The sequence below is a fragment of the Salmonella sp. 32100201201700099SM genome (genome assembly GCF_017572645.1).
Taxonomy (GTDB): Bacteria; Pseudomonadota; Gammaproteobacteria; order Enterobacterales; family Enterobacteriaceae; genus Salmonella; species Salmonella enterica.
In genome coordinates this window covers 98585-110693 of the sequence record NZ_JAGERQ010000013.1, presented here as the reverse complement: position 1 = coordinate 110693, position 12109 = coordinate 98585, and the positions used below count along the sequence as shown (strand labels likewise).

The 12109-nt window shown below is 53.8% G+C and carries 13 protein-coding genes; 11 read left to right on the top strand and 2 right to left on the bottom strand.

Features of this window, described 5'->3' with window-relative positions:
• Positions 1–243 precede the first annotated feature (243 nt).
• From fliD to amyA, 4 genes are all read left to right on the top strand, one after another.
• Positions 244–1647, top strand: a complete 1404-nt coding sequence (fliD, locus tag J4685_RS19380; RefSeq protein ID WP_000146806.1) for a flagellar filament capping protein FliD — start codon at positions 244–246, stop codon at positions 1645–1647.
• Positions 1648–1661: 14 nt separating this feature from the next.
• Entirely contained in the window at positions 1662–2069 is a 408-nt protein-coding gene (gene fliS, locus J4685_RS19375) for a flagellar export chaperone FliS (protein WP_000287764.1), read from the top strand.
• On the top strand, positions 2069–2437 hold the full coding sequence (gene fliT / locus J4685_RS19370; protein WP_000204895.1) for a flagella biosynthesis regulatory protein FliT: 369 nt from the start codon (positions 2069–2071) through the stop codon (positions 2435–2437). The genes fliS and fliT overlap by 1 nt, the downstream gene beginning before the upstream one ends.
• A 71-nt stretch (positions 2438–2508) precedes the next feature.
• Complete coding sequence (gene amyA, locus J4685_RS19365) at positions 2509–3993, top strand: alpha-amylase (RefSeq protein ID WP_000795466.1); 1485 nt, start codon at positions 2509–2511, stop codon at positions 3991–3993.
• Between the two features lie 39 nt (positions 3994–4032).
• Here amyA and yedD read toward each other — a convergent pair whose 3' ends face one another.
• Positions 4033–4434, bottom strand: coding sequence for a lipoprotein YedD (gene yedD, locus J4685_RS19360; RefSeq protein ID WP_000758114.1), 402 nt, complete (start codon positions 4432–4434; stop codon positions 4033–4035).
• Positions 4435–4619: 185 nt separating this feature from the next.
• Between yedD and yedE the strand changes: the two genes are divergently transcribed.
• The 3 genes from yedE (at position 4620) to J4685_RS19345 (ending at position 6707) form a co-directional block, all read left to right on the top strand.
• Positions 4620–5825: a selenium metabolism membrane protein YedE/FdhT gene (yedE, locus tag J4685_RS19355; RefSeq protein WP_001662379.1), complete on the top strand. Its 1206-nt coding sequence runs from the start codon at positions 4620–4622 to the stop codon at positions 5823–5825.
• Positions 5822–6055, top strand: a complete 234-nt coding sequence (gene yedF, locus J4685_RS19350; RefSeq protein WP_000790504.1) for a sulfurtransferase-like selenium metabolism protein YedF — start codon at positions 5822–5824, stop codon at positions 6053–6055. Before yedE ends, yedF begins: the two co-directional genes overlap by 4 nt.
• A 265-nt stretch (positions 6056–6320) precedes the next feature.
• On the top strand, positions 6321–6707 hold the full coding sequence (locus tag J4685_RS19345) for a hypothetical protein (protein WP_000639596.1): 387 nt from the start codon (positions 6321–6323) through the stop codon (positions 6705–6707).
• A gap of 120 nt (positions 6708–6827) precedes the next feature.
• Here J4685_RS19345 and fliE read toward each other — a convergent pair whose 3' ends face one another.
• A complete protein-coding gene (gene fliE, locus J4685_RS19340; protein WP_000719037.1) occupies positions 6828–7142 on the bottom strand; it encodes a flagellar hook-basal body complex protein FliE in 315 nt (104 codons plus the stop codon).
• Between the two features lie 216 nt (positions 7143–7358).
• Here fliE and fliF point away from each other — a divergent pair, with 216 nt between their 5' ends.
• The 4 genes from fliF to fliI are packed head-to-tail and all read left to right on the top strand — an operon-like array spanning position 7359 to position 12108.
• Complete coding sequence (gene fliF / locus J4685_RS19335; RefSeq protein WP_001276818.1) at positions 7359–9050, top strand: flagellar basal-body MS-ring/collar protein FliF; 1692 nt, start codon at positions 7359–7361, stop codon at positions 9048–9050.
• Positions 9043–10038 (top strand): flagellar motor switch protein FliG, encoded by a 996-nt coding sequence (fliG, locus tag J4685_RS19330; RefSeq protein WP_000067735.1) that lies wholly within the window; start codon positions 9043–9045, stop codon positions 10036–10038. Before fliF ends, fliG begins: the two co-directional genes overlap by 8 nt.
• Positions 10031–10738: a flagellar assembly protein FliH gene (fliH, locus tag J4685_RS19325; RefSeq protein WP_000064165.1), complete on the top strand. Its 708-nt coding sequence runs from the start codon at positions 10031–10033 to the stop codon at positions 10736–10738. Before fliG ends, fliH begins: the two co-directional genes overlap by 8 nt.
• Entirely contained in the window at positions 10738–12108 is a 1371-nt protein-coding gene (fliI, locus tag J4685_RS19320) for a flagellar protein export ATPase FliI (protein WP_000213256.1), read from the top strand. The genes fliH and fliI overlap by 1 nt, the downstream gene beginning before the upstream one ends.
• Position 12109 lies beyond the last annotated feature (1 nt).

The following is a 12109-nucleotide window of genomic DNA, read 5'->3' as shown; positions in this document are numbered from 1 at the left end:
TCAATTACAACTTGATGTTATTGGGCTGTTGCCCACGGTTTCTCACCGTAACCCTTGTATCGGCACCTGAATTTCGAACTTTAGAAAATTTTTCACTTCCCCCGATCTTTTTCTTAGGCGGCGAAATAGCCGCTTTATGCATCATTATTCCGCGCATTATTTTTGCAAAATTATCATTAAACTTTGCCTCCAGATTGCCGATAACGCGCTTAACTACTGTTTGCAATCAAAAAGGAAGAAGGCATGGCTTCAATTTCATCATTAGGTGTGGGATCAAACTTACCGTTAGACCAGTTGTTGACAGACCTGACAAAGAACGAAAAAGGACGCTTAACGCCAATTACCAAACAGCAGAGCGCGAATTCGGCAAAGCTAACCGCCTATGGCACATTGAAAAGCGCATTAGAAAAATTCCAGACGGCAAATACCGCGTTAAATAAAGCGGATTTATTTAAGTCTACCGTGGCGTCCAGCACGACAGAGGACCTCAAAGTCAGTACTACCGCAGGCGCTGCCGCAGGGACTTATAAGATTAGCGTAACCCAGCTTGCCGCCGCGCAGTCGCTGGCGACAAAAACCACCTTCGCAACCACCAAAGAGCAGTTGGGCGATACGTCGGTCACGTCCCGGACAATTAAAATTGAACAGCCGGGACGTAAAGAGCCGCTGGAAATTAAGCTGGATAAAGGCGACACCTCCATGGAGGCGATCCGTGACGCCATCAATGACGCCGACAGCGGTATCGCCGCCAGTATCGTTAAGGTCAAAGAGAACGAATTCCAGTTGGTGCTTACCGCCAATAGCGGTACCGACAATACGATGAAGATCACGGTGGAAGGCGATACAAAACTTAACGATCTACTCGCTTATGACAGCACCACCAATACCGGCAATATGCAAGAGCTGGTGAAAGCAGAAAACGCGAAGCTGAACGTAAACGGCATCGACATTGAGCGTCAGAGCAATACCGTAACCGACGCCCCTCAGGGAATTACGCTCACCCTGACGAAGAAAGTGACCGACGCGACCGTGACGGTAACGAAAGATGATACCAAGGCGAAAGAGGCGATTAAATCCTGGGTGGATGCCTATAACTCGCTGGTGGATACCTTTAGCTCGTTAACCAAATATACCGCCGTTGAGCCGGGCGAAGAAGCCAGCGATAAAAACGGCGCGCTGTTAGGCGATAGTGTGGTTCGTACTATCCAGACCGGGATTCGGGCACAATTTGCCAATAGCGGCAGTAATTCTGCGTTCAAAACAATGGCGGAAATTGGCATCACCCAGGATGGGACTTCCGGCAAACTGAAGATTGATGATGATAAGCTGACCAAGGTACTGAAAGATAACACAGCCGCAGCGCGTGAGCTGCTGGTAGGCGATGGTAAAGAAACGGGTATCACCACCAAAATTGCCACCGAAGTGAAAAGTTATCTGGCGGATGACGGCATTATTGATAATGCGCAGGACAACGTTAACGCCACGCTGAAAAGCCTGACAAAACAGTACCTGTCCGTTAGCAACAGCATCGATGAAACCGTTGCCCGTTACAAGGCCCAGTTTACCCAACTGGATACTATGATGAGTAAGCTGAATAACACCAGTAGTTATTTGACCCAGCAATTTACAGCTATGAACAAGTCCTGATAACAGAGGTCACCATGTACACCGCGAGCGGTATCAAAGCTTATGCGCAAGTCAGCGTGGAAAGCGCCGTGATGAGCGCCAGCCCGCATCAGTTGATTGAAATGTTGTTTGATGGCGCGAATAGCGCTCTGGTGCGCGCTCGCCTGTTTTTAGAACAAGGCGATGTTGTCGCGAAAGGTGAAGCGTTAAGCAAAGCCATCAATATTATCGATAACGGGCTGAAAGCCGGCCTCGATCAGGAAAAAGGCGGTGAGATTGCGACGAATCTTTCCGAGCTATACGACTATATGATTCGCCGTTTACTGCAGGCTAATTTGCGTAACGACGCTCAGGCCATCGAAGAAGTGGAAGGGTTACTCAGCAATATTGCAGAAGCCTGGAAGCAGATTTCACCGAAAGCATCTTTCCAGGAGTCTCGTTAATGACCTCAACCGTGGAGTTTATCAACCGTTGGCAGCGTATTGCGCTGCTCAGTCAATCGCTGCTTGAACTTGCGCAGCGAGGTGAATGGGATCTCTTACTGCAACAAGAGGTCTCCTATCTGCAACGTATTGAAACGGTGATGGAAAAGCAAACTCCACCGGGCATTACGCGAAGCATTCAGGATATGGTCGCCGGATACATCAAACAAACGCTGGATAATGAGCAGCTCCTGAAAGGGCTGCTGCAACAGCGACTGGATGAACTGAGTAGTTTGATCGGACAATCCACCCGCCAAAAATCACTCAACAACGCTTATGGGCGTCTTTCCGGTATGTTACTCGTGCCAGACGCATCTGGCGCTTCATAATATTTTCCCGTCTCGTATGAAAATTCTTCCATACTCCAGAGGTCGGCTAAACGACTTCTGGAGCACGGAAGATGAAAAACCCCACGTTATTGCAGTACTTCCACTGGTATTATCCCGACGGCGGTAAACTCTGGCCTGAGCTGGCGGAACGTGCTGATGGGCTGAATGATATCGGTATCAATATGGTCTGGCTACCGCCCGCCTGTAAAGGCGCCTCCGGCGGCTATTCCGTAGGCTATGATACCTACGACCTGTTTGACCTCGGCGAATTTGACCAAAAAGGAACTATCGCGACAAAGTACGGCGATAAACGCCAGTTACTGGCGGCGATAGACGCGCTCAAAAAAAATAATATTGCGGTGCTGCTCGACGTCGTCGTGAACCACAAAATGGGCGCAGACGAAAAAGAACGTATTCGCGTTCAGCGCGTGAATCAGGATGACCGCACGCAAATCGATGACAACATCATTGAATGCGAAGGCTGGACGCGCTACACCTTCCCTGCCCGCGCGGGCCAGTATTCCAACTTTATTTGGGACTATCACTGTTTCAGCGGCATTGATCACATCGAGAATCCCGACGAAGACGGCATTTTTAAGATCGTCAATGACTATACCGGCGATGGCTGGAACGATCAGGTTGATGATGAGATGGGTAATTTTGACTATCTGATGGGGGAAAATATCGATTTTCGCAATCACGCGGTTACGGAAGAGATTAAATATTGGGCTCGTTGGGTCATGGAACAAACCCACTGTGACGGCTTTCGCCTGGACGCGGTAAAACATATACCCGCCTGGTTTTATAAAGAATGGATTGAGCATGTACAGGCGGTTGCGCCAAAACCGCTGTTTATTGTCGCAGAATACTGGTCGCATGAAGTGGATAAACTGCAAACGTACATCGATCAGGTCGACGGGAAAACCATGCTGTTCGACGCGCCGTTGCAGATGAAATTTCATGAAGCCTCGCGCCAGGGCGCGGAGTATGACATGCGCCACATTTTCACCGGCACGCTGGTAGAAGCCGACCCTTTTCATGCGGTGACGCTGGTCGCTAACCACGATACACAACCGTTACAGGCGCTGGAAGCGCCGGTAGAACCCTGGTTCAAACCATTGGCCTATGCGCTGATCCTGCTTCGTGAAAACGGCGTACCGTCGGTGTTTTATCCCGATTTATACGGCGCCAGCTATGAGGATAACGGCGAAAATGGCGAGACCTGTCGGGTCGACATGCCGGTGATTAACCAACTGGATCAGCTGATCCTCGCTCGTCAGCGTTTTGCGCACGGTATACAAACACTCTTTTTCGATCATCCCAACTGTATCGCCTTTAGTCGCAGCGGTACTGAAGAGAATCCAGGCTGTGTGGTCGTACTTTCCAATGGCGACGACGGTGAAAAAACCCTCCTGCTCGGCGACAATTACGCTAACAAGACCTGGCGTGATTTTCTGGGAAACCGCAGTGAGCATGTTGTAACTAATGATCAAGGCGAAGCGACGTTCTTCTGCAACGCAGGCAGCGTCAGCGTGTGGGTCATTGAGGACGTGTGATGAGCGTTCCCGGCGGCAGAGCGCTGCCGGGAAGCGAAATTACGGCAGCGGCGTTTTTTCTAACGCGGCGGCGCACTCCGGCGTCGGACGAGCGACCCGTTGCAGCGTCATGCCATCATATTCCAGGGTATTCCCGTCGCGCTCAATCTCATAGAGCTCACGCTTAACCGTAACATTGGTTAAGTCATCGGAGAGCATGGTCAGCTTGCCCGGCAGAGCAATAACGCGCTGCCACTGGCGGCAGTCCAGCGTATCGCCTTCTTTAGTCACTACCAGGCTGGCGATAGCTTCAGGGCTCACCAGCTTACGTTGCGGGCCTTTTGACTGCCAGTACCCTTCCAGACCGGCCGGCGCGGGCGTTTTCACCACATCATTATAGTTTTCCACCTCGGCGCATCCGGCCAGAACCAGCAATGCGCCAACGATCGTTACTTTTTTCATCATTCATCCTGCATCAGAAGAAAGAGGAATTGTGGCATTAAAGCCCTGACGCCGCCAGCCTTTCCAGGCGCTGGCCGCAATTTGATCCAGTCGGTATTACCGCTTATTAGGTGTAGGCAAATTCTGTGATCGGTGTAGTATGCGCACTTCTTGTTTCACACCTTCTGAGTTCAGAGGCTAAACACATGTCATGGCAACACTTCAAGCAAACCTGGTTAATTAAATTCTGGGCGCCGGCCCCTGCGGTGATCGCAGCCGGTATTCTCTCTACCTACTATTTTGGCATCACCGGCACGTTCTGGGCCGTGACGGGCGAATTTACCCGCTGGGGCGGGCAAATTTTGCAGCTTTTTGGCGTTCATGCCGAACAGTGGGGCTACTACAAGCTGATTCATCTGGAAGGTACGCCGCTGACGCGTATCGACGGCATGATGATCCTCGGCATGTTCGGCGGCTGTTTCGCCGCGGCGCTGTGGGCCAACAACGTAAAACTGCGTATGCCGCGCAGCCGAATCCGTATCGTACAGGCGGTGGCCGGAGGCATTATCGCTGGCTTCGGCGCGCGTCTGGCGATGGGGTGTAACCTGGCCGCCTTTTTTACCGGAATCCCGCAGTTCTCCCTACACGCGTGGTTCTTTGCGCTGGCGACCGCTATCGGTTCCTGGTTCGGCGCCCGCTTTACGTTGCTGCCGATATTTCGCATACCGGTGAAAATGCAAAAGGTCTCCGCGGCTTCGCCACTGACGCAGAAACCGGATCAGGCAAGGCGGCGTTTCAGGCTCGGTATGCTGGTCTTTATCGGCATGATTGGCTGGGCGTTATTAACGGCAATGCATCAGCCGAAACTGGGGCTGGCGATGCTGTTCGGCGTCGGGTTTGGGCTGCTGATCGAGCGCGCGCAAATCTGCTTTACCTCGGCCTTTCGCGATCTGTGGATCTCCGGACGCGCCCATATGGCGAAAGCGATTATTTTCGGCATGGCGGTCAGCGCCATTGGTATTTTCAGCTACGTGCAGTTGGGCGTTGCACCTAAAATTATGTGGGCTGGCCCGAATGCGGTCATTGGCGGACTGCTGTTCGGTTTTGGCATCGTGCTGGCGGGCGGCTGCGAAACCGGCTGGATGTACCGCGCCGTAGAAGGCCAGGTGCATTACTGGTGGGTGGGCCTCGGCAATGTCATCGGTTCGACCATCCTGGCTTACTACTGGGATGATTTCGCGCCCGCGCTGGCGACCAGTTGGGATAAAGTTAACCTGCTGAATACCTTTGGTCCGCTGGGCGGTCTGCTGGTCACCTACCTGTTATTATTTGCCGCGCTGATGTTAATCATCGGCTGGGAAAAACGTTTTTTCCGCCGTGCGGGGCTGACGCCTGCTAAGGAATCTGTATGAAAAATATCGTCCCTGATTACCGTCTGGATATGGTTGGCGAACCTTGCCCGTACCCGGCGGTCGCCACTCTGGAAGCGATGCCGCAGCTAAAAAAAGGTGAGATCCTGGAAGTGGTGAGCGACTGTCCGCAGTCCATTAATAATATTCCACTGGATGCGCGCAATCATGGCTATACGGTGCTGGATATCCAACAGGATGGCCCGACAATTCGTTATCTGATTCAAAAATAAGCGCATACTCCCGCTGTACGTTACGGCGGGAGACCTTTTTACGGCATAACCGGCAAAAATCTACAACGCATAAAAGAAATCAGACAAGGTCGTCTTGTGCGCCGTGGCATAAATCTATTATATAACGTATACCGTTTTAATTTTGTCTGAGCCGATGAAAAATCCAGGGTTATTTTAATCAAAACATAAAACAATTATTATTTTCCGTCTACGCCATAAAAGACTATCAGGTATTTATATTTTTACTCACTGACACCATCAGGTGATGATTTATTTATGCACAGCAGAAGCCAAAAAAATGATAAAAATTATTTTCATCTCCATTATTGGAGTCGTCTGTCTTGCCGCTGCCCGTTACTCACCCGTCACAGTGGTCAATGCACATCCGAGCGCCATTGCCCGCTGTCTCGCTGATAATCTGTCCCCGTATGGGTATATACTGGATCTCCATGAAACAGATATTCCAGGCATTAATAAAGAATTTACCGTGTATTATCGCAACGGCGCATATATTGCAGGAACATTCTGGATTGCAAATTCAATGACAATAGCGTCAGAACGAATAGTAGGAATGAATGGCGTCAGTAAACAGGCGTACCCTATTTTTAATAAGTCCCTGCAACAATGTGCAACCCGCTTATCAATAAAATGAGCGCGCCTCGCAAAAAACAGGCCCACATAATCACGCACTGGTTGCATGGGCGTCGCGTCCCCCGCCGCTGACTTAGGTAAGCGCCCGGGAGTTCGCTGCGGATGTGTTGTCAGCTCTGGCTTAAACCTGCATGGACATGACTTCCTGATACGCGGCGACCAGCTTGTTGCGCACCTGAATCCCCATTTGCATAGAGACGGACGCTTTTTGCATATCGGCCATCACGTCATTAAGCGCAATGCCCGGCTCACCCAGAGTGAATTTTTCCGCCTGAACGCGCGCCGCCGTCTGTCTGTCGCTAATACGATCCAGCGCAGCATGTAGCTGGCCGGCAAAACTCACCGTCGACTGCGAGTGCGTGTCTTGCCCGCGCGCGGCCATCGCCGTCGCCTGTAACTGGCTAATAACCCCTTCAATCCCCTGTATTGCTGCCATGCTATTCCCCTGGATGATTTTTTACGCAGCAGAGATTACCAGTTTGTCAATAAGATAAAGGCGTTAAATAACGATAAAAAAACTCGGTTTTTAGCGCATAGAAAAATTCGAAACCACAAATAATGAGACCGTCAATTTTTCGAGTTTGCTGACCCGGGAGTGAGTCTTGTTCCACTTTGCAAAAAACGCCGTCCACGATCAGTCACGAGGTGCGAGATGAGTGCGACTGCATCGACTGCATCGACTGCAACCCAACCTAAACCTCTCGAGTGGCTTAATCGCCTACGCGCGAATCCCCGAATTCCGTTAATTGTGGCGGGTTCCGCTGCCGTGGCGATCGTCGTTGCGATGGTGCTGTGGGCCAAAACGCCCGATTACCGCACGCTATTTAGCAACCTTTCCGATCAGGACGGCGGCGCGATCGTCGCGCAGTTGACCCAGATGAATATCCCCTATCGCTTTGCCAATGGCAGCGGTGCGATTGAAGTGCCCGCCGACAAAGTGCATGAACTGCGTCTGCGTCTGGCGCAGCAGGGGCTGCCTAAAGGCGGCGCGGTAGGCTTTGAACTGCTTGATCAGGAAAAATTCGGTATCAGTCAGTTCAGCGAGCAGGTGAATTATCAGCGCGCGCTGGAAGGCGAACTGGCCCGGACGATCGAGACGCTGGGTCCGGTAAAAAGCGCCCGTGTTCACCTGGCGATGCCAAAGCCGTCGCTATTTGTGCGGGAACAAAAATCCCCTTCCGCCTCCGTCACCGTCACACTGGAACCGGGACGGGCGCTGGATGAAGGACAAATTAGCGCCGTGGTACATCTGGTTTCCAGCGCTGTCGCCGGTTTGCCGCCAGGAAACGTCACTCTGGTCGATCAATCCGGTCATCTGCTCACGCAATCCAATACCAGCGGTCGCGACCTTAATGACGCGCAATTAAAATTTGCTAATGATGTGGAAAGCCGCATCCAACGCCGTATCGAAGCCATTCTGTCGCCTATCGTCGGGAACGGTAATGTACACGCTCAGGTGACCGCCCAGTTGGATTTTGCCAATAAAGAACAAACGGAAGAGCACTACAGCCCGAACGGCGACGCGTCGAAAGCCACCCTGCGTTCACGTCAGTTGAACATTAGCGAACAGGTAGGCGCGGGCTATCCCGGCGGCGTGCCTGGCGCGCTGTCGAACCAACCAGCGCCGCCTAACGAGGCGCCGATCGCCACGCCGCCGACCAATCAACAAAACGCGCAGAATACGCCACAAACCAGCACCAGTACCAACAGTAACAACGCTGGCCCGCGCAATACGCAGCGTAATGAAACCAGTAACTACGAAGTGGACCGCACCATTCGTCACACCAAAATGAATGTGGGCGATATTGAGCGTCTCTCCGTGGCCGTCGTGGTGAATTACAAAACGCTGGCAGATGGCAAACCGCTGCCATTGACCGCCGATCAGATGAAACAGATCGAGGATTTAACCCGTGAAGCGATGGGTTTTTCTGATAAACGCGGCGATACGCTAAACGTGGTGAATTCACCGTTTAGCGCAGTGGATGACACCGGCGGCGAACTGCCCTTCTGGCAACAGCAGTCCTTTATCGATCAGTTGCTCGCGGCAGGTCGCTGGTTACTGGTGCTGGTGGTGGCCTGGATTCTGTGGCGCAAAGCGGTACGTCCGCAGTTGACGCGCCGCGTTGAAGAAGCGAAAGCGGCGCAGGAACAGGCACAGGTTCGCCAGGAAACCGAAGAAGCCGTGGAAGTACGCCTTAGCAAAGACGAGCAGCTCCAGCAACGCCGGGCTAACCAGCGTCTGGGCGCCGAGGTGATGAGCCAGCGTATTCGCGAAATGTCAGACAACGATCCGCGCGTGGTGGCGCTGGTCATTCGCCAGTGGATGAGTAACGATCATGAGTAATCTTAGCGGTACCGATAAAAGTGTCATTTTGTTGATGACCATTGGCGAAGACCGGGCGGCAGAGGTGTTTAAACACCTCTCCACTCGCGAAGTACAGGCGTTAAGTACGGCGATGGCTAACGTGCGTCAGATCTCCAACAAACAACTGACGGACGTACTATCAGAGTTTGAGCAAGAAGCGGAGCAGTTCGCCGCGCTGAATATTAACGCCAACGAATACCTACGCTCCGTACTGGTTAAAGCGCTGGGCGAAGAACGCGCCTCCAGCCTGCTGGAAGATATTCTGGAAACGCGCGATACCACCAGCGGTATCGAAACGCTCAACTTTATGGAACCGCAGAGTGCCGCCGACCTGATTCGCGACGAACACCCGCAGATTATCGCCACCATTCTGGTTCACCTCAAACGCAGTCAGGCCGCCGATATTCTGGCGCTGTTTGACGAGCGTCTGCGTCATGATGTGATGCTGCGTATCGCGACATTTGGCGGCGTACAGCCGGCGGCGCTGGCGGAGTTGACCGAAGTGCTGAATGGCCTGCTCGACGGTCAGAACCTGAAACGCAGCAAAATGGGCGGCGTAAGAACCGCGGCGGAAATTATCAACCTGATGAAAACGCAGCAGGAAGAAGCGGTTATTACCGCTGTGCGCGAATTCGACGGCGAACTGGCGCAGAAAATCATCGACGAGATGTTCCTGTTCGAAAATCTGGTGGATGTGGACGATCGCAGTATCCAGCGTCTGTTGCAGGAAGTGGATTCCGAATCGCTGCTGATCGCTCTGAAAGGCGCCGAACCGCCATTACGCGAGAAGTTCCTGCGCAATATGTCCCAGCGCGCCGCCGATATCCTGCGCGACGACCTTGCCAACCGTGGCCCGGTTCGTCTGTCTCAGGTGGAAAACGAGCAGAAAGCGATTCTGCTTATTGTGCGTCGTCTGGCGGAAACCGGCGAAATGGTGATTGGCAGCGGCGAGGATACCTATGTCTAATGAATTGCCGTGGCAAGTCTGGACCCCCGACGATCTCGCCCCGCCGCCGGAGACGTTTGTGCCGGTTGAGGCTGGTAACGTGACCTTGACAGACGATACGCCGGAGCCCGAACTCACTGCCGAACAGCAGCTGGAGCAGGAGCTGGCGCAGCTAAAAATACAGGCCCATGAACAAGGTTATAACGCCGGGCTGGCGGAGGGACGGCAAAAAGGACACGCGCAGGGATATCAGGAAGGGTTAGCGCAGGGGCTGGAGCAAGGACAAGCCCAGGCGCAGACGCAGCAGGCGCCGATTCATGCCCGTATGCAGCAGTTAGTGAGCGAGTTTCAGAACACGCTTGACGCGCTCGATAGCGTTATCGCCTCACGGCTGATGCAAATGGCCCTGGAGGCTGCGCGTCAGGTCATCGGCCAAACGCCGGCGGTGGACAATTCAGCGCTGATTAAACAGATCCAACAACTGTTGCAGCAAGAGCCGCTCTTTAGCGGCAAGCCGCAGTTGCGCGTGCATCCGGACGACTTACAGCGGGTGGAAGAGATGCTGGGCGCCACGCTCAGTCTTCACGGATGGCGGTTGCGCGGTGACCCAACGTTGCATCACGGCGGGTGTAAAGTCTCTGCCGATGAGGGCGATCTGGACGCCAGCGTCGCTACTCGCTGGCAAGAGTTGTGTCGCCTGGCGGCGCCGGGAGTGCTCTGATGACCACGCGCCTGACCCGCTGGCTTACCGCGCTCGACAACTTTGAAGCCAAAATGGCGTTATTGCCGGCGGTGCGTCGTTATGGACGTTTAACCCGCGCCACGGGCCTGGTACTGGAGGCCACCGGTCTCCAGCTTCCGCTGGGCGCCACCTGCATTATTGAGCGCCAGGACGGCCCTGAAACCAAAGAGGTGGAATCGGAAGTCGTCGGTTTTAACGGCCAGCGTCTGTTTTTAATGCCGCTGGAAGAGGTCGAAGGCATTCTGCCCGGTGCCCGCGTTTACGCCCGTAACGGACATGGCGACGGTCTGCAAAGCGGCAAACAGCTACCGCTCGGCCCGGCCCTGCTTGGTCGGGTGCTGGATGGCGGCGGTAAACCGCTCGACGGACTGCCTGCGCCGGATACGCTGGAAACTGGCGCGTTAATCACGCCGCCGTTTAACCCGCTACAGCGAACGCCAATCGAACATGTGTTGGATACCGGCGTACGCGCTATCAACGCGTTGTTAACCGTAGGGCGCGGTCAGCGTATGGGACTCTTTGCCGGTTCCGGCGTCGGTAAGTCGGTTCTGCTTGGCATGATGGCGCGCTACACGCGGGCGGACGTGATTGTCGTGGGACTTATCGGCGAACGTGGCCGCGAAGTTAAAGATTTTATCGAAAATATTCTCGGCCCCGACGGCCGCGCGCGTTCGGTGGTGATTGCCGCCCCGGCGGATGTCTCGCCGCTGCTGCGGATGCAGGGCGCCGCCTATGCCACCCGCATCGCCGAAGACTTTCGCGATCGCGGACAGCATGTGTTGCTGATTATGGATTCGCTGACGCGCTATGCGATGGCACAGCGTGAAATTGCGCTGGCAATCGGCGAACCGCCAGCCACCAAAGGTTATCCGCCCTCGGTGTTCGCAAAGCTGCCGGCGCTGGTCGAACGTGCCGGTAATGGCATCCACGGCGGCGGCTCTATCACCGCGTTTTATACCGTGTTGACCGAGGGGGACGACCAACAAGATCCCATTGCCGACTCGGCACGCGCAATCCTCGACGGGCACATTGCCTTGTCCCGCCGTCTGGCGGAGGCCGGGCACTATCCGGCCATTGATATAGAGGCGTCAATCAGCCGGGCGATGACCGCGCTCATTACCGAGCAGCACTATGCGCGGGTACGGCTATTTAAACAGTTGCTTTCCAGTTTCCAGCGTAACCGCGATCTGGTCAGCGTCGGCGCTTATGCCAAAGGTAGCGATCCAATGCTTGATAAAGCCATTACCTTATGGCCGCAACTGGAAGCGTTTTTACAGCAAGGCATTTTTGAACGGGCCGACTGGGAGGACTCTCTGCAGGCGCTCGATTTAATTTTCCCGACGGTGTGAT